Raw genomic sequence first — 19,180 nt, 5'->3', positions numbered from 1 at the left:
ACTTTTGCCTATCTTGTAAAGATGAACATATTTAAACAGGGATTGAATTTATTTCACAGTGTTTTAATAATGATATTTTTTTATTGATACATAATAAAAATTTATAAATTTAAAACATTACATATATTTTTAAAATATGATTTAGCGTAAAAAGTTCATCATGCGTTTGCATATGGGCACAATGAAACTAAGCTTGTAATACAAACCCAGATCAAGGATGTTTTGAGTCAATGTTAGCCAAGCCCATTTATGAACTTGTTCCCTACTGCTATTTGTTTTTAGGTATTGCCTGTATCGTCATACCTCATGAGCTGCTCTACACACTCATTGGTATTGTGTCATTTTTGCTGGGTGCAAACATATGGCGAATGCGCTCAGAAGCGCGAAGACGAGATCAAAAAAGTCAGCGAATTAAACAAAGAAGAGCGCGCTATTACTATGAATTTAAACCCTTTATTTTATTCATTAGTGCTCTGACTTTAACACAGTGGACGCAAAACGAGATCATCTTATTAAGCTGCGCTTTGCTATGTTTTAGTGCGTTAGTGATAATTGCAATGAGATTATTGAACCGCCACAGCCATTCATTATCACATTAAAAAAGAGCGGCAATGCCGCTCTTTTAATTACTTTAAGCTAGTTTATTTAAAAGCTCTGTTCTCAATAGTTGATAATCATGCTTGATGTCTTCTGCTAAACAAGGCTTAGCAAGAGCATCTGCTAGAGGCTTAGGCATTGCTAACTCAATACCTAAAATATCTTCAACACTTTCTTTAAATTTAGCAGGATGTGCCGTTGCTAAAAATATACCGGCACTGCCATCTGCTAAATTTTCTTTTAAGCCTTGATAAGCAATCGCTGTATGAGGTTCTGCGATATAACCCGTTTGATGAATTTTTTTCATCACTTCTTTGGTTTCTTCTTCGCCAACACAACTTGAGTAAAAGTCATCATAGCTAAACCAATTATTATCCAACATAAATTGAACACGTGGCCAGTTATTCGGTTTACTCACATCCATTGCGTTTGATAATGACTCAAGCGTGTCATTCGGTGCCCACTCTTTGCTTTGTAAGAAACGTGGCACAGTATCGTTTTGGTTGGTTGTTGCACTCAATTTTGCGACAGGCATACCAAGTACAGCACCGATCATCGCAGCGCACACATTACCAAAGTTACCACTTGGTACTGAGATATGTGCCTTGCTACGCTTTTCTTTTGGCAACTGGGCTATTGCTTCAAAGTAATAACACACTTGAGCGACCAAGCGACTGATATTGATCGAGTTAGCTGAGTTAAGGCCAAGTTTTTGTTTTACTTCATCGTCTAAAAACGCATTTTTGACCATGCTTTGACAGTCATCAAAACTACCATCAACTGCATAGCAGTGAATGTTATTGCCAAGTGTGGTGAACAGTTTTTGCTGCGCTAATGAAATTTTACCTTTCGGATACAGAATAACTACATCAATATTTGGCTTGTTATAAAACGCATGAGCAACGGCGGCTCCTGTATCACCCGATGTTGCCGTTAAAATCGTTACTTTTTCGTCTTGGTTAAATTGTGCCAAACACTCAGCCATAAAACGACCACCAAAGTCCTTAAAGGCAAGCGTTGGACCATGAAAAAGCTCTAAGCAATACATGTCTTTTTCAACTTCAACCAATTTCACATCAAAGTTAAACGCATTTTGCACCATCTGTGCAACAGTATCGGCAGGCAGCTCATCACCAATCAGGTGCGATAAAATCTTACTGCTACGGCTAACAAAGTCCAAATCAAGTAGCGCATCAATGTCTTGAATTGGCGTTAAGCTATCAGGAAAAAAGACCCCCTGATTACGCCCTAAACCCGTTTTTACCGCTTCAACAAACGACACCTGTTGTGATTCATCTTTTAAATTATGTAATTGCATGTTGTTTCCTTAAATTCTTTAAAGCTCTCGTGTGCCAAGCTGATCGATTTGACAGATGTGGCTGAAACCCTGCTCATTAATGTAATTATCGTTCAGCCAAGCTGCGCATTTTTCTGCAGCATCTAAACTTTTACACACGGTAAATAATGTTGGGCCTGCACCCGAAATACTGACGATTTCGGCACCAAGCTCTGGTAATGCTTGTTTCGCTTCGGCAAAACCTTGGATAAGGGGTGCTCGATGCGGCTCGGCTATTTCATCAGTCATGATTGATAGCGCAGCATCAAAGCGTCCCGTTAGCAGTAAACTGCTAAAAGCCGAAAGACGTTGTGCAAATTCAACACTGTCATGCATTGACAATTGTTTTGGCAGTACTGAGCGTGCTTTTGCGGTATTTAGCGAAAAGCCAGGAAAAGCCGCCACGTAATACCATTGATTATCAACAGGTAACGAAATTGATTTATTGGGAATGAGTTCGCCAGTTAATTGCAAACCACCTAAATAGCATGGTGTGATGTTATCGTAATGACGGCCGCCACTAACCATAGCTTCAAAATCAGCCATCAATTCGATGAGTTGCTCTTGTGATAAATTGGTTTGTGCAAATTTATCAAGGGCTGCAAAGGCTGCCACCACAGAGCAAGCACTTGAACCTAGCCCAGAGCCAATAGGTAGATTCTTTTTAAGTTCAAGTTTTACCGCTGGCATAGCAGGCGCAACGTGTTCTTTAAAGTGAATTAAACATTGATATGCTAGGTTTTCTTCTGCATTGGCAGGCAGTTTATGGGCATAGTCGCCAGAGCATACAAAAGTGTCTTGCTCAGCTGGACTTACTTCAACTACATCACCCAATAAAGTGCCATCGATGGGCGCTAAAGCAGCGCCTAATGCGTCAAACCCAACTGCAAAATTGCCGATAGAAGCAGGTGCATATACACGGATCATAACCTGCTCCTATCGTGTTAATGTTTTGAGGATGTCAGCAAATACACCTGCTGCTGTTACTTCAGCACCAGCACCATAGCCACGAATCACGAACGGACGTGGTTGATAGTATTGACTTAAAATTGCTAATGCATTTTCACCATCGCGAATATCATAAAGTGCGTGACTGCTATCGACAGCCTCAATACCGACTTTACAATGACCATTTTCAATTGTGCCTACATAACGTAGAACTTTACCTTCACTGGCTGCACTTTGAATGCGGTCGTTAAATTCAGCATCTAGACTAGGTAGCTTCGCCATAAACTCGTCAACAGAGTCGCCTTCTGCAAACCCTTTTGGCAATACAGACTCTACTTCGATATCGCTAAGTTCTAACTCAAGACCCGACTCACGAGCAATGATCAGAAGCTTTCGGGCTACATCTGTGCCCGATAAGTCATCACGCGGATCTGGCTCAGTAAAACCACTTTCTTTCGCTTTTAATGTTGCTTCGCTAAGTGATAAACCATCCTGAAGCGCACCAAACATATACGATAATGAGCCCGATAAAATACCGCTGAACTTAATTAGTTCGTCACCTGCACCAAATAATGATTTGAGATTATCAAGTACCGGTAAGCCTGCACCTACGTTTGTTTCGTATAAAAACTTACGGTTATTCTTTTGTGTCGCTGCAACTAAATCTTGGTAGTACGCATACGAGCTAGTATTGGCTTTTTTGTTTGCCGCAACCACATGGAAACCTGCATTTAAGAAATCAACATATTGCGCAGCAAGTTTATCGGCTGAGCTACAATCAACAATTACAGGATTAATAAGGTGGTTTTGTTTTACAAATTGCTCAACTAAATTAAGGTCGAAGCCTTGTTCAGAGGCTGCGAGTTTATCCTGCCAACCATCAAAAGCGATACCTTCACTGTCTAGGTATAACTGTTTTGAATTCGCAACACCGTATAAATTAAGCTTGATATTACGCTTTTCGAGCCACGCTTGTTGACGCTCTAATTGCTGGATAAGCTCTTGCCCAACTAAACCACAACCGAGTAAAAACACGTCGATTGATGGGATGTGAGTAAAGAAGTTCTCGTGACACACTTTTACTGCGTCGTTGCATAGCTCACCGTCAATCACTGCTGAAATAGCACTTTCAGTTGAATCTTGTGCAATAGCTACAATATTCACTTGTGCTTGAGCTAATGAAGCAAAGAACTTGGCCGCTAAACCTTTGTGAGCACGCATGTTATCACCCACTAAAGTGACAATTGCAAGGTTACGTTGTACTTGTACAGGCTCGATTAAACCAGCTTGAGATTCTAATTCAAAGGCTGTTTGCAGTGCTTCTAAAGCAAGTGATAGGTCACTCTCATGCACACAAAAGCTGATACTAAATTCACACGAAGATTGAGTAATTAATACGATTGAGACATTGTCATGAGCCAAGGCATTAAATACTTTTGATGCCATCCCCACTTTACCCTTCATACCAGGCCCTGACACCGTCAACATAGCGAGGTTTTGTAAACTTGATAACGCTTTCACTGGCTCGTCCGACACACTGTCGTTACTGATCACAGAACCTTCGGCACGTGGGTTATGAGTATTTTTAATCTCGCACGGTACACCCGCTTTGGCACAAGGTAAAATCGTTTTCGGGTGCAACACTTTCGCACCAAAATAAGAAAGCTCCATCGCTTCTTTATACGATAGCGAATCAACTTTAGAGGCTTTTTTAATATAACGCGGATCTGCGTTGTAAACACCATCAACGTCAGTCCAGATTTGGCATACATCAGCGTCTAAACACGCCGCAGCTATTGCAGCAGAATAATCAGAGCCATTACGACCAAGAGTAGTCAATTCACCTTGCTCATTCGCAGCAGTAAAGCCCGGCATAATATAAATAGTGCTTGGGGCAGCTTTTAACGCTTCTTGAAAACGTAATTTGCTTACATTAAGGTCAGCCTCTGCATCAATGTAGCCACCCACTGAAGCAATACATTCTGTTGCTTCTAAATAACGTGCATTACTTTGTTTGAGCATACATTCCATTAGAGCAACACTAATACGCTCACCAAAGCTAATTACATAAGCGCGTACTTGATCTGGACAACATTTTAATAGCGCCACTCCATCAAGCTTATTTTTTAACTCACTTAAGTCTGGCCAGTTTGCTACTTGATCATAGTCTGCTTCTACCGCCGATTTTAGCTGCTCACAGCGATTGATTAAATTCTGCCACTGCTCACTAAAGTCTTGACCTTGTTCGGCTGTACTTGCCAATGCAACCAAAGAGTCTGTCATGCCACCCGGTGCAGATAGCACTAATAACATTTCATCTTTCAGTTCTTCTTTGACTAACTGAGCTACCTGTTGCAAACATGCGTAGTCGGCCAAGGACGACCCACCAAATTTTAATACTCGCATTATTTATGTTTCCTCATTCCATAAACGAAAAAGGCCTGTGTTCTAGTGAACACAGGCCTATAATTTTGTTGCACCGACCTATGCCACTATCCCGTAAGGATGATGGTTGTAATAATAATGGTCGTTGCGTGATTAAATGTTTTCATAGTCTGTAGACTGCCTTAAAAACAGCCAAGATGTCAACCCTTAAAAAAAGATAAATTATGCATTTAAATAATTTTAAAAGTTAACGAATACCAAATTTATGCAAAGTAGCTTTTAAGCGCACAATATCTATCGGTTTATCAATGAAGTCAATTGCACCCAACTTTACTACTCTTTGCTTCATTTCTGCTTGAATATCAGCCGAAATAACGATAACAAAGCATTCTATTTTTTCCGCCTTGATTGATTCGAGCACTTCGATCCCATCGATTTCTGGCATTGTCAAATCTAGGCACAGCAAGTCAAAACTTTGCTCTCTTAACAAGGCAAGCGCTTCTCGACCATTTGAGGCTTGTTGAATATCAGCACTGAGACAATCATCTAAACAGCGCACAACCTGTTTTCTGGCTATTGTAGAGTCATCACAGACCAGCACGGTAAAATTAAGATTATCCATGAAATAAAATCTTCGTTGTCACAATTACAACGTAAAAAAAGTCTAAAATTAAATACGGTACAAATTTATAACACACTTTTATTAGTGCAGTAAGGCTAAGTTTATTAAGAAATTAGTAACAATTAATAAACTTCCAGTAAAAAAGGATATATTTATTTATTTTTAAGCATTTATTAGCTAACTTTAGAACTAGCTGAATGTATTAATCATGTCACCAAGGAGCTATGGATATTCCATGCTACAAAAAAGCCTGTCAAAAGAGTTATTAACAAATGTACTATCGGTCTACTTTCTACTTACTTTTGTAGTGACATGTGGACAGGTTATTGCTGAATACGTTAACACCAAAGATTACATTCGCGATGAACTAACAACACTGCAAAAAACCTTTAGTCGCAGTTTAACCCGAGCTATTTGGGAACTTAATGATAAACAGACTATTACGACCGCTGAAGGTTTATTAGCAATCCCCATGATTGAAGGCATTATTGTTCGTGACGATAGTGGTGAAGTTCTTTCGCAACTTGGCCGTTCTTTAGATATACATGAACTTTACAGCCAACAGTTAGTGCAAGAAGAAGCCATTATTGAGGACACGCCTTCAGGTTTGTTCGGTTATACATTTCCACTGATTTTTGAGTTTTCAGGTAAAACGACTCAAGTTGGTGATGTCACATTGTTCTCAAGTCGAGAAGTCGTTTTTAGTCGAATCATGATTTCTATCTACTTCTTGATTGGTAATGCAATGATCAAAACCACCTTTTTGATCTTTTTATTCTTACTTGCCTTTAGAAAAAGACTCACAGAGCCTCTTTCACAATTTACAGAACAAATCGAAGATTTAGAGCTCAATGACTTAGAAGGTCGTCATATTGAAGTGAAAACCACCGAGCGTAATGAGCTCAAAGTAATGGAAGAGTCATTCAATCGCCTTATCGACAAAGTTGTACTTTATCGTGAAGAGCTCGAGCACACACAAAAAGAGTTGTTAATCAGTAATGAAAAACTCGATCAACACAATTTGCAGTTAGAACAAGAAGTAGCTCGTAAAACGTCTAATTTGAGTCAAGCGATGATGGACTTACAAGAACAAAAATACGAGCTTGAAAAGCAAAAGCTTACGCTGACCGAAGAAATCGATTTACGTAAACAGACCGAACAAGAGCTGATTGCTAAACAAAACGAGCTGCAGCGTTACCTTGATGAACTCAACATGGCACAAGAGCGTTTAGTCGGCTCTGAGAAAATGGCTGCACTGGGTGGTCTAGTTGCTGGTATCACTCATGATGTAAACACGCCAATTGGCATTGGCGTGACTGCGACTTCATTTTTACAAGAGCGCCTTGATCAAATAGAAGCTGCATATAAAGACAAAACACTCTCGCCAAAAGCGTTAGAAGAATTTATTAATGATGCTAAACAAAGCACCAGCCTATTGACGAGTAACTTAGATAGAGCCTCGGAACTGGTTGCGAGTTTTAAACAAATCGCAGTAGACCAAGCTAGTGAAGCTGTGCGCACTATCAACTTTAAAGAGTACTTAGGTGAAGTCATTCGCTCTCTTCACCCTAAACTTAAGAAAACATCTCATCATATCAATTTAGATTGCCCTAGCGATTTGACCTTAAATTTACCAGCCGGTGCGATTAGTCAGATCTTTACGAATTTGATTATGAACTCTCTGATCCATGGTTTTGAAGGCATCGAAAGTGGCGTGATTGACATAATCATCAAAGATGAAGACGACGAAGTAGTTATCGACTTTAAAGACAACGGTAATGGCGTTTCGAAAGATCAGCTCGAAAAACTGTTTGACCCGTTCTTTACCACTAAACGTGACCAAGGCGGTAGTGGCTTGGGCACGCATATTACCTTTAACCTCGTTAAGCAGACGCTCAGTGGCGATATTGAAGTATCAAGCGAAGTAGGCAAAGGCTTGCATTACCATATTAGTTTTCCGAAAAACATGCCAAAACCACTTTCAATGTTTAACTCATAAGCAATTAGAGCTAATGCCGAAATGATTCATTTCGGCATCAGTTTTTTATTGTTATGATTGGGCAAATTTATTGAAAGGATTAGCCTAATTATGTGGTTTAGTAACCTTATATGTTACCGTTTTAAACAAGACGTTTCATACTCTCAAGAAGACTTCGACAAAGCCCTAGAGCAAGACCTATTCCGCTCATGTACAGGTCAAGAGCTTTCAACTTTCGGTTGGACAAAAGCGTTCGGTAAGCATGGTCAAACTCTGTCTCATTTCTCTCAAGACAGCATTTTAGTATGCGCTAAGCGTGAAGAAAAAGTTCTGCCAGCCGCTGTTATCAATGAAATGGTGGCAGAAAAAGTTGAGCAAATCGAAGCCGAAGAAAACCGCCCAGTAAAGAAAAAAGAAAAAGACGAACTAAAAGAAAATATTCTGCATACTTTACTGCCTCAAGCGTTCAAAAAGTCGAGCCTACAGTTTGCATTTATTGACCAAAAGAATGGCTGGGTTGTGGTTAACAGCGCAAGCTTTAATAAAGCAGAAGAGCTTTTAGCCTTATTACGTAAATCACTTGGCACACTGCCTGTGGTACCCGCATTTGCCAACTACGATTTAGATGTATTTTTAACTGACTGGTTAACTAATTTCAGTACCCCTGAGGGCTTTTCTATCGGTAACGATGCAGAGCTTGAAGAAGCCGATGACAGTGGCGCTCAGGTAAAATTAAAAGGCCATGACCTATCTTGTGATGAAGTTAAATCTCACCTAGAAAATGGTAAGCGCGTAACTAAGCTTGCTCTTGATTGGCAAGAGCGCGTTAAGTTCATGCTGCAAAACGATGGCTCTATTAAGCGCTTAAGCTATTCAGAAACATTAAAAGAAGAAAACGCCGACATTCCAAAAGAAGATATGGCGGTAAAACTTGATGCAGACTTTATCTTAGCATCAGAAGAAATTAAGCAGTTGCTAGAAGATCTGACCCAAGGCTTAGGTGACGCAGAAGATTTATAAAATTAACTCAGATAATGGTTAATATTAAAAGCGCGACTTGGTCGCGCTTTTTTGTTGTAGTTATTCAGTAAAAATTGCTTTTACTTCATTAAGCATGTCGTGATACTCATCCTCGTTGAACATATCAAGAGATTCAATCACGCCTTTGTCCATGTAGGTTTGTAATGCTGCTGACTTATCAGAAACCTGTAAGATCCCTTCTAATATCGCGCCAATACGAATGAAGTCGACATAACATATATGCTCTGGACGATAGTTTGGATTTGCCCAACTTTCAGCAACTTCGACAAACTCATCAGTAAAGCCCCAAGCACGCATAATTGCACCACCTACTTTACCGCCCAACTTTTGGATAGCATGAGCAAGGAAACTTGGGTTTGCGAATACTTCAGGATGCTTTTCAGCTTCAGTTAAAATTGGCAATACACCAATGTTATAAACTAGTGCCGCCAAAGTAATTGTGTCGCGATTAAGCGAGGTTTGCTTATTTCTGCGTAAGAAGAAGTCCATTAAAGTAATTGAGTGACACGCGACTTTAAGGGTTTTTTGCCACGCCTTATCCATATAGCCTTTGATCAACTCATTGTGCGACACAAACAGCTGCTCCATCGCCATTGCTGTGGCGATGTTTTTTATTTGTCGTAAGCCTATTCGTGTTACCGCTTGATGCAAATTGGTCACTTTTACTGAGCGCCCCATAAATGCACTATTAGCTACCTTTATCATTCGCGCAGATAATGCAGGGTCGTGTGAAATAACATCAGCCATGTCCATTAGGTTTACGTTTGGATTATCTGCAGCCTGCCTCACCTTCACTGCAACTTCAGGCAATGTAGGTAGTACTAATGTATCGTTATTAATTCTATCGACCAATATGGTCAGTAATGCATTTTCTGTTGACATATGTGTGCCATCCTCTTGGGGTAGCTCACTTTACAGGTAAGCTACTGACTGACATTATTAAATTAATTATAGTTTTAGTATTGACTAACTTAGCGCTAAAGTTAAGAAAATCACAGCAATAATCTATTTTTTATTATTAACTAATAATTTTAGGCTAAATACACCCCTAAATAGAGTAAACTTGTCAGGTACGCATCAGTTTTGCTTTAATGCGTGCACGTTTTGTTTTCTAAACAATCACTCTCACCAAAAAATCGGGAACGGGCAAAAATGACATTAAATAAAATTAGCCAAGCACTTATCTTATCTGGCGCTGTTTTTCTTGGCGCATGTTCTGAACAACCAGCAACATCATCAGAAGCGAAACCTTCAACTGAGCAAAGTGCTAAAGAAAATAACCCGCAACTTATTAATATCGATCGCAATCGTTTAGATATTTACACTGACTTTACCCTTACATCAGATTTAAGCCATCTAAGCGACAACCAAAAACAAATGATCGGTAAGTTAATTGATGCATCAAAAATCATGGATGAGCTATTCTGGCGCCAAGCATTTGGCGAGAATAAAGATGCTTTCCTTGCGAAAATTAATGATCAGAAAATACAAAAATTTGCTGATATCAACTATGGCCCTTGGGATCGCTTAAATGGCGATGAAGTCTTTTTATCTGGCTATGAAGAAAAAGCAGCTGGCGCTGAGTTTTATCCTCGTGATATGAGCAAAGAAGAGCTAAACAAAGCAATTTTAGATGATAAAACAGGGCTTTACTCTGTCATTAAGCGTGACGAAAAAGGTTTACTTTATAGCGTTGCTTATTCTGTAGAATACGCACAAGAGCTTGAAAAAGCGGCCAACTTACTGCGCGAAGCAAGCCAGCTTGCTGATGATAAAGAATTTGCAAATTACTTAAGCATGCGCGCAGATGCGCTTGTGACTGATGACTTTAGAGCTTCTGATTTTGCATGGATGGATATGAAAAATAACCCAATCGATGTGGTTATTGGTCCGATTGAAACTTACGAAGATCAGCTATTCGGTTATCGTGCAGCCTATGAGTCGTATGTGCTTGTTAAAGATCTTGCCTGGAGTGAACGACTAGCTAAGTTTGCGGCGTTTCTACCTGAACTGCAAAAAGGCTTACCTGTTGACGACAAGTACAAACAAGAGGTCCCTGGCTCTGATGCAGATTTGAACGCGTATGATGTAGTTTACTATGCTGGTCACTCTAATGCAGGTAGTAAAACAATTGCTATCAACCTACCAAATGATGAGCAAGTTCAACTAGAAAAAGGCACCCGTCGTCTGCAACTTAAAAACGCTATGCGTGCTAAATTCGATAAAATCTTAGTGCCTATCTCTGAGCAGTTGATTGTCCCTGAACAACGTAAACACATTACCTTTGATGCGTTCTTTGCCAACACCATGTTCCATGAAGTAGCGCATGGTTTAGGTATCAAAAACACGATTACCGATAAAGGTACTGTTCGCCAATCATTGCAAGAGCATGCAAGCGCACTTGAAGAAGGTAAAGCCGATATCTTAGGTCTTTACATGGTTGAGCAATTACTTAAGAAAGGCGAAATCACTGACGGTACATTAGAAGATTACTACATCACCTTTATGGCAGGTATCTTCCGCTCTGTACGTTTTGGTGCATCAAGCGCACACGGTAAAGCGAACATGATCCGCTTTAACTTCTTTGCTGAAGAAGGTGCTTTCTCTAAAAATGCTGACGGCCTATACAGCGTTAACATGGAGAAAATGAGCCTTGCAATGGAAAAACTGTCTCGCTTAATTCTTACCATTCAAGGTGACGGCGATTATCAAAAAGTGGATCAATTAATCGCCACTCATGGTGAAATTAAAGCAGAACTTGCAAAAGACTTAGAAAAACTAAGTAAAGCAAATATTCCTGTTGATGTTACCTTTAAACAAGGTAAAGAAGTATTGGGTCTATAAGTTTATTGCAGGCGCTCGCTTGCAGTAATTAATAGCAAAACTCAAATAAAAAACGCTGCCATGATGCAGCGTTTTTTAATAATGAGCGACAAAGCTAAGTTCATACTTTTTGTTCAAACGAACAATATCCCCGTTGATCAACATTTTTTGAAACTCAGCATTAAAAGCATTAATAAATTCATCGAGTTCACGACGCTTACTAAAACCAAAATAGCCTTGATTGACTGTCACGATTGGCGATAGCATAACCACTTTATCTTTAATATTTAAACTATCTATAACAGGTTTCGCAGCACGAGGGTGAGTCAGGATAACATCGACCCTGTCATACATTAATTGCAAAAAGCTAGCCCTGACACTGGAGACCTCAGACAGCGACAAACTCGATGCATTGCGTTTAAACTCATCACCATAGTTCCAACCGCGAATAACCCCAATAGTATCTTTTCGTAAACTGGCAAAATTACCTACCCACGTAACCTCACTATCCGGTTTGGTGTAAAAAACTATCGGGTCTTCGTAAAATGGTAAAGCACTATAATGCATGTACTGTTCACGCAAATGGGATTTGTATGGGCCAATAATGGCATCAGCATGGCCTTGTTCAACCATCTTCAAGGCACGTTTCAACGGCATAATATCAATAACTAGCGTATGACCCAGCCGACGACATATTTCGTGAGCAATATCGGCACCAAGGCCAACCACCTGGCCTTGTTCATTATGTTCTAAAATCGATGGAAAATGGCTGCCAACAAAATAATAACTTTTCGCAACGCTAGGTGCTGAACTCAAAGCAAAGAGCACGACAAAAATATACATTTTCATTACGAGGTGCTCTTATATTCTTTCATTTATTTATCCTAGTTCATCCTAGCTATTTTACATCAATTAGAAGTGTGCTTTTAGCTGTTTAATTTGCTCATCAGTATAAGGGATGGCTGGGAGCTTGCCCCACACAGGCGCAGGCCATGCTGGGTCAGATTTAAAGCGCGCGATATGGTGAATGTGTAATTGTGGCACCATGTTGCCAAGTGCAGCCACATTCAATTTATCTGGTGTGAATACCTGTTGAATCAACTTACTAAGCTTAGCTGACTCTTGTAAAAAAACGATTTGCAGCTCTTCGGATAGATCAATGATTTCTCTTAACTCTGCCTGCCTAGGAACTAAAATGAACCACGGATACTGGCTGTCATTCATCAATAACACTTTGCATAACGGCCAATCAGCAAGTTCGATACAGTCTCGTGCTAGTTCTGGGGCCAAAGAAAACAGCATATCGGCATTTTTCATCAATAAATCCTTTGATAATGGGTAAACATCTCCTACTTTATAGCATTTTGTTGCAGTTGCCTAAGCTTACCATTACCATCGTGGCAGTTTTTATTCGAGCGAAGGTACCCTTGTGCTAAAAAAAATTAAATCTCTCTCACTCGCCTTGCCAGTCATTGCAACGGCACTCAATGTAAACGCTGAACCACTGTCTCTTGAGCGAATTTTTGACGACCCTAGCCTTGCAGGCAAAGCCCCAGTACAACTTAAATTCTCTCCTGACGGTAGCCGAGTTACTTACTTGCAGGGGAAAGCGGATGACTATAACCGCTACGACCTATGGGAATACAATTTAAAAGATAACAAAAATCGCTTATTAGTTGACTCTGCAGCACTATTTTCTGGCCCAGAAAACTTATCTGACGAAGAAAAAGCCCGCCGTGAACGCCAGCGTATTTTTGGTAAAGGGATTTTAGAATATAAATGGTCAAAAGATGGTAAAGCGCTTTTATTTCCACTAAATGGTGATCTTTACTACTATGATCTTGCCTCTGCAAAAAGTCGAAAACTTACTGACACAGAAGCATTCGAAACCGATGCACGTTTCTCACCTAAAGGCCACTATGTGTCGTTTATTCGTGAGCAAAACCTATATGCACTTAACTTAAAAACGGGTCAAGAAATCCAATTAAGTAAAGATGGCGGCGGCGTAATTAAAAACGGCATGGCCGAGTTTGTTGCGCAAGAAGAAATGGGCCGTATGACTGGTTACTGGTGGTCTGGTGATGAGTCTAAAATCGCTTATACCCGTGTTGATGAAAGCCCAGTAAAAGAAGCGATCCGTAATGAAATTTACGCGGATGAAGTAAAGCTTTTTAACCAACGCTACCCGTTTACAGGTACCGACAACGTTAAAATTCAGTTAGGTGTTGTGAGCATTAACAACCAAAAAACTGACTGGGTTGATTTAGGCGACGATCAAGACATCTATATCGCTCGTGCAAAATGGTTAAAAGATAACAAAACGCTCTCTTACCAGTGGCAAGATCGTTCGCAACATAACTTAGAGTTACGTTTTTATAATAGCGACACTAAAAAACAAACCGTTGCCCTAACAGAAACCAGTGATACTTGGATTAACCTGCACTTTGATTTGCAGTTCTTAAACGATAAGAAACATTTCGTTTGGGCATCTGAGCGCGACGGTTTTAAACACCTTTATTTATACCGCACAAACGGTGAAATGATCCGTCAAATCACCCAAGGTGAATGGGTTGTTGATAGCTTAAAAGGTATCGATGAGAAAAAAGGCATCGTTTATTTTGCAGGTCGCAAAGATACAGCACTTGAGAGCCACCTTTACAGCGTACCGCTATTCAAAAAAGGTGAAATTAAGCGCGTAACTGAGCTAGGTGCTTACCATAATGTGGTGATTGCTAAAGATAACAAAACCTTTATCGATAACAGCTCATCAGTGAATAAGCCTGGCTCAGCAGCATTACGTAAAATTAATGGCGAATTTATCACTTGGCTTGAAGAAAACAAGTTAGATAAGTCACACCCATTAACGCCTTACCTAGCTGATTTGATCACGCCTGAATACGGCACGTTAAAGGCTGAAGACGGACAAATCATGCATTACCGTTTATTCAAGCCAACTAATTACCAAGATGGTAAAAAGCACCCAGTTATTGTTAACGTGTATGGCGGCCCTCATGCTCAGCGCGTAACGAACAGCTGGCGTAGTAAAAACTTATACTTCCAGTACATGGCACAACAAGGCTATGTTATTTTCCAACTTGATAACCGTGGTTCATACAACCGTGGTAAAAAGTTTGAAGACGTGATTTATAAGCACTTAGGTGTTGCTGAAGTGGCAGACCAAATCAAGGGTGTTGAGTTCTTACGTACCCTTGATTACGTTGACCCTGAACGTATCGGTATTTATGGCCACAGCTACGGTGGTTATATGGCGCTTATGACTATGTTTAAAGCGGGCGACTACTTCAAAGCTGGTGTTTCTGGTGCGCCAGTCACTGATTGGGCACTTTACGACACTCACTACACTGAGCGTTATGTAGGCCACCCTGCAACTAACGCGAAAGGTTACGAAGCAAGTGCAGTTTTCCCATATGCCGAAGGCTTAAAAGGCCCACTGATGATTTACCACGGTATGGCAGATGATAACGTGTTATTCACTCACGCCACTAAGTTATTCAAACAACTGCAAGATCAAGAAAAGCAGTTCGAAATGATGACTTATCCGGGCTCAAAACACAGTTTACGTGGTAAGAGCGTACAAACGCACTTACACCAAACCATCACCAGTTTCTTCAACCGACACTTTAACGTTGAGTAATCACGTTTTATTTCGGTAACTTAGACTAAAGGCTGATTGTTAAATCAGCCTTTTTTTTGTCTCAATGTATTCTACTATTTAACTAGATTTTCGACCTATTTTGGCTACGCTTAATACATTGCTCCTATGAGCATGACGAAGGAACACACATGAATTTACGCCGTTTTACAATTTTTCAGCGCCTCGCCATGTTAGTGAGTGTGGTCGTGATAGGGCTGATATTTTTAAGCGTCTCGAGTTTAACGCAGCAATACAGCTCGCTAAAACATGAGCAATACATTAAAACCCAAAACCTTGTTGAATCTGCTTACTCTATCATTGAGCATAACTATGCGTTGTTTGAGCAAGGTAAGCTGAGTGAGCAACAAGCAAAACAAGCAGCCCTCGAAACAATTTCAGCACTTCGTTACGACAACAACAATTACTTTTGGATCAACGATTATCAACCCGTTATGGTCATGCACCCGTTTAAGCCCGAATTAAATTGTAAATCGCTAGCGGGCAGTAAAGATCCAGATGGCGTGTTGTTATTTGTCGATATGGTTAATATCGTCAAAAAACAAGGTGAAGGTTTTATTCCTTATAAGTGGCCAAAGCCAGGTAAAGACGAGCCGGTTGATAAAATTGCCTACGTAAAAGGCTTTGATAAATGGCAATGGATTGTAGGCTCTGGTGTCTATATTGATACTATTGAAGAAGCATTCTCTTCGCTACGTAACCATGTGATTATTATCGCGGTAGTGATCATTGCCCTACTGGTTGCGCTAAGCTACCTAATTGCCAATAGCATCTTGCGCCCGACACAACTTGCCGCCGACATGATGAAAGACATCTCGCAAGGTGAAGGCGACTTAACCCAAAAGCTTGATGAAAATGGCAATGATGAAGTGTCTCGTTTATCGCGCTACTTTAATTTGTACACCGCAAAAATGCGTGAGTCACTGAAACATGTTGCCCACAATGCCGAGCAAGTAAATCAGTTTGCCCATAGTGTTGATGATGCCAGTAAAACAAATCACTCTTTTATTGAGCTACAAAACGACAGCTCGACTCAGGTAGCAACCGCAATGGAACAAATGACTCATCAAATTCACGATGTCAGTCAAAATGCCGATCAAGCTGAGCATGCCGCTAATGAAGCCGCACAAAATGCCGAAGCGGGCAAGCAGGTTCTTAACAAGACCATTACCGCCATTGAGACACTGTCGCATAATATTGAACAAGTGAGTAAGGTAACGGCGGATCTTGCTGCAGAGAGTAACAACATTGGCTCAGTACTTGATGTTATCCGCAGCATTGCTGAGCAGACCAACTTACTGGCACTCAATGCTGCCATTGAAGCAGCTCGTGCTGGTGAACAAGGGCGAGGCTTTGCCGTAGTAGCTGACGAAGTACGTACATTAGCAAGTCGCACAGGTAAAAGTACCGACGAAATTCAAGCCATGATCAGTAAACTACAAACAGGCGCACAAGCTGCTGTTGATGCTGTATCGGCAAGCCAACAGTTATCAACCGAAACGGTTTCACAAGCAGGTGAAGCAAATAGTTCGCTGAGTGAGATTGAGCGACTTGTCACCATTATCAAAGATATGAACAGCCAAATCGCCCGCGCTACCGAGCAACAAACCAGCGCCGCAGATGAGGTTAATTTACGGATTAATGAGCTTTCGCAATCAACTGAGCAATCACTGTCGAATACCGAAGGACTTTCGAACGCCAGTGAAAACTTAAAACAAAGCTCGCAAGCGTTAAGTGATGTGGTTAACCGCTTCAAGCTCGACTAACGCCACAAAAAAAGCCCCGCACTACTGTGCGAGGCTTTTACAATGAATTAGCTTGCTGCTAATTGAATAAATAGTACTACCTTAATTAAAAGGCCCTTATAGGATTAGGCTTATATTTATCATGCTCATTTAGTATTTCGTAAGGCACATTCAACCGTTCAGAAATCATTTGCACATCACGTTTAATACTCGAATAGCTACTATGATCCATTAACACATACCCTTTATTTTCCTTGCAATAAAAGCCAAACTGAAAAGCTGTATAAGGCGAACCACTACTACTTGAACAATAGTGAGAAATAACTAAAAACTGGCTGATATCTTCAATACGCACAAGCTTTTTGCCACCCTCTTTGTAATAGCCAGACTCAAAGTCGAACTCTTTTTTTACTCGAGATTTTCTAAAAATAAAAATAAAAAAGCTAGCAAGAAAGGAGTAAAAAACAAAACATACAACAATAAGTTTATATTCCTCCATAATAAAAAATTCATATGATATTTTACAAAAAGTAAGGATAAGTGGAATATAAAAAAAATAAGGAAAAATACTACCTAGAAAAGTTTTTTTCACATATACCTTCTCATTACAAGCAAGCAAAAAAGCGGCTTTAAAATTAGCTCCCCCCCCATTCTAAAAGTTAAAACCTCTTCACCTTCTTTGAACATAAATCCCTCTAAAACTTTGTTATACCTAACTTGTTATAAAATTCGTGGCTAGTAAGTACAGAGCTAAATAAAGGCTCATCATATGAATGTTTTAATTTATGGCTTTGCTTGTCTATCGGAAAAATAAAAAACAACTAATTCAAGAGCTAAAATCATTTTAAAATTTTATCAATCTCTGATGAAAATATATCATTATAAAAAAACAAATAAGCATCCTCCCAATTACTTCCATAGTATAATTTGTCACTAACCTTATCTATAGAGACAACTTGAATAGGAAACTCCTTCCCATCTACATCGATAGGTCTAAAAAATACAAACTCAGTTAATTCGGAATCTAACACACCCAAAAAATCTATTTTACACCACGACTTAATAAAGCCAACAGCCGAGTAGCCAGAGTAAAAATGTGACTTAACACTTCCATCAAAATAATCATTTACAAAGAAACCACCATCACCTGTTTTATTTGTTATCAAGTCCAAAAACTCAAAATCAACTATTCCAATAGTATCTGCGTTTAAATTTTTAGCACTTATGTATAAACTACAAAACTTACTTTCAATTCTATGCTCTTTTTTACTGTTACACTCTGAAAAATCTAAATTACCATTAAAATCATCTAAAACTAAATTAAAAACCAAACTATTCTTAACATTCACCTTACTGAAAGGGTTAGGCATATAAATAGACAACGGTTTACTTTTAAACTTAAATGCAGCACTTCCATTTACTTTCTTACTCTCTAGCAGAGTCATAAAGCTCAGATCAACCAAATCATTGGTTTCGTTAACACCAAAATAATCATATATTATTTTACATTCTGAATAACATACAACTTCATGCCTTAAAGACGCCCACTTACCTGAAATAAAAACAGATATATCAACAACATAGTACCCTGCCCACTTTTTAATATAATCAATGGTCAAACTGTCTACCCCTGCCAAACGTTTAATCTTTAAGTTATTTCCAAAAAAGTCAGCCCTAAATCGTTCCCTCCCTCCATCTCGGTCATATATAATCGAGTAAGCACCTTCAAAATCTTCATTTTTTAATTTTTTATAATAGAGCCTAACCACATTTTCAGGTGAGGATAAATCTCCATTAGAGTCATTAATATCGAGACTTCTTTTATTTAGATCAAAAGCAGCATTAACAGAGAAAGTAACTCCTTCATCTGTAGAAAGAACGCTCCAAGATTGTCGTTCATTGGCAGAAACAAATAGTGAGCAATTAAGCAACATAAAAATTAAAAAAAATATTATAATAAACCATAAACCTCTCATTAAATCATTAAATCCAAACCACGAAAAAAACAACCAAAAAAAACATTATAAATCCC

At 39.5% G+C, this 19,180-nt stretch carries 15 protein-coding genes; 6 read left to right on the top strand and 9 right to left on the bottom strand.

Features of this window, described 5'->3' with window-relative positions:
* The first annotated feature begins 230 nt into the window (after positions 1-230).
* Complete coding sequence (locus QL229_RS06180) at positions 231-599, top strand: hypothetical protein (RefSeq protein ID WP_281546588.1); 369 nt, start codon at positions 231-233, stop codon at positions 597-599.
* 32 nt (positions 600-631) lie between these two features.
* On the opposite strand, the gene thrC is transcribed toward QL229_RS06180, so the two are convergent.
* From thrC to QL229_RS06160, 4 genes are all read right to left on the bottom strand, one after another.
* A complete protein-coding gene (thrC, locus tag QL229_RS06175; protein WP_281546587.1) occupies positions 632-1,915 on the bottom strand; it encodes a threonine synthase in 1,284 nt (427 codons plus the stop codon).
* An 18-nt stretch (positions 1,916-1,933) separates the two neighbouring features.
* Positions 1,934-2,860 carry a homoserine kinase gene (thrB, locus tag QL229_RS06170; RefSeq protein ID WP_281546586.1) on the bottom strand — a complete coding sequence of 309 codons (927 nt, stop codon included), beginning with the start codon at positions 2,858-2,860 and terminating at the stop codon, positions 1,934-1,936.
* Between the two features lie 9 nt (positions 2,861-2,869).
* Positions 2,870-5,287, bottom strand: a complete 2,418-nt coding sequence (thrA, locus tag QL229_RS06165) for a bifunctional aspartate kinase/homoserine dehydrogenase I (protein WP_281546585.1) — start codon at positions 5,285-5,287, stop codon at positions 2,870-2,872.
* Positions 5,288-5,513: 226 nt separating this feature from the next.
* On the bottom strand, positions 5,514-5,888 hold the full coding sequence (locus tag QL229_RS06160; protein WP_199526873.1) for a response regulator: 375 nt from the start codon (positions 5,886-5,888) through the stop codon (positions 5,514-5,516).
* Positions 5,889-6,123: 235 nt separating this feature from the next.
* Between QL229_RS06160 and QL229_RS06155 the strand changes: the two genes are divergently transcribed.
* Both QL229_RS06155 and rdgC read left to right on the top strand, forming a co-directional pair.
* Positions 6,124-7,887: a HAMP domain-containing sensor histidine kinase gene (locus QL229_RS06155; protein WP_135923680.1), complete on the top strand. Its 1,764-nt coding sequence runs from the start codon at positions 6,124-6,126 to the stop codon at positions 7,885-7,887.
* Positions 7,888-7,977: 90 nt separating this feature from the next.
* The gene (gene rdgC / locus QL229_RS06150; protein WP_135923679.1) at positions 7,978-8,886 is read left to right on the top strand and encodes a recombination-associated protein RdgC; all 909 of its coding nucleotides are present in this window, start codon (positions 7,978-7,980) and stop codon (positions 8,884-8,886) included.
* Between the two features lie 60 nt (positions 8,887-8,946).
* Here rdgC and QL229_RS06145 read toward each other — a convergent pair whose 3' ends face one another.
* A complete protein-coding gene (locus QL229_RS06145) occupies positions 8,947-9,789 on the bottom strand; it encodes an HDOD domain-containing protein (RefSeq protein WP_135923678.1) in 843 nt (280 codons plus the stop codon).
* A 270-nt stretch (positions 9,790-10,059) separates the two neighbouring features.
* Between QL229_RS06145 and QL229_RS06140 the strand changes: the two genes are divergently transcribed.
* Positions 10,060-11,751, top strand: coding sequence for a Zn-dependent hydrolase (locus QL229_RS06140; protein ID WP_281546584.1), 1,692 nt, complete (start codon positions 10,060-10,062; stop codon positions 11,749-11,751).
* Positions 11,752-11,826: 75 nt separating this feature from the next.
* Here the strand turns inward: QL229_RS06140 and QL229_RS06135 are convergent, their stop codons facing one another.
* Together QL229_RS06135 and QL229_RS06130 are read right to left on the bottom strand one after the other, a co-directional pair.
* Positions 11,827-12,579 carry a transporter substrate-binding domain-containing protein gene (locus QL229_RS06135; RefSeq protein ID WP_281546583.1) on the bottom strand — a complete coding sequence of 251 codons (753 nt, stop codon included), beginning with the start codon at positions 12,577-12,579 and terminating at the stop codon, positions 11,827-11,829.
* A 63-nt stretch (positions 12,580-12,642) separates the two neighbouring features.
* Positions 12,643-13,047 carry an HIT domain-containing protein gene (locus tag QL229_RS06130; RefSeq protein ID WP_281546582.1) on the bottom strand — a complete coding sequence of 135 codons (405 nt, stop codon included), beginning with the start codon at positions 13,045-13,047 and terminating at the stop codon, positions 12,643-12,645.
* 112 nt (positions 13,048-13,159) lie between these two features.
* On the opposite strand from QL229_RS06130, the gene QL229_RS06125 reads away from it, so the two are divergent.
* Both QL229_RS06125 and QL229_RS06120 read left to right on the top strand, forming a co-directional pair.
* The gene (locus QL229_RS06125) at positions 13,160-15,385 is read left to right on the top strand and encodes a S9 family peptidase (protein ID WP_281546581.1); all 2,226 of its coding nucleotides are present in this window, start codon (positions 13,160-13,162) and stop codon (positions 15,383-15,385) included.
* Positions 15,386-15,534: 149 nt separating this feature from the next.
* A complete protein-coding gene (locus QL229_RS06120; protein ID WP_281546580.1) occupies positions 15,535-17,169 on the top strand; it encodes a methyl-accepting chemotaxis protein in 1,635 nt (544 codons plus the stop codon).
* Between the two features lie 85 nt (positions 17,170-17,254).
* Here the strand turns inward: QL229_RS06120 and QL229_RS06115 are convergent, their stop codons facing one another.
* Positions 17,255-17,740, bottom strand: a complete 486-nt coding sequence (locus QL229_RS06115; protein WP_281546579.1) for a hypothetical protein — start codon at positions 17,738-17,740, stop codon at positions 17,255-17,257.
* 247 nt (positions 17,741-17,987) lie between these two features.
* Positions 17,988-19,124 carry a hypothetical protein gene (locus tag QL229_RS06110; RefSeq protein WP_281546578.1) on the bottom strand — a complete coding sequence of 379 codons (1,137 nt, stop codon included), beginning with the start codon at positions 19,122-19,124 and terminating at the stop codon, positions 17,988-17,990.
* Positions 19,125-19,180: the final 56 nt, after the last annotated feature.

The sequence above is a fragment of the Pseudoalteromonas sp. PAR1 genome (assembly GCF_947311895.1).
Lineage (GTDB): Bacteria > Pseudomonadota > Gammaproteobacteria > Enterobacterales > Alteromonadaceae > Pseudoalteromonas > Pseudoalteromonas lipolytica_C.
This window is presented reverse-complemented; position numbering and strand designations above follow the sequence as displayed.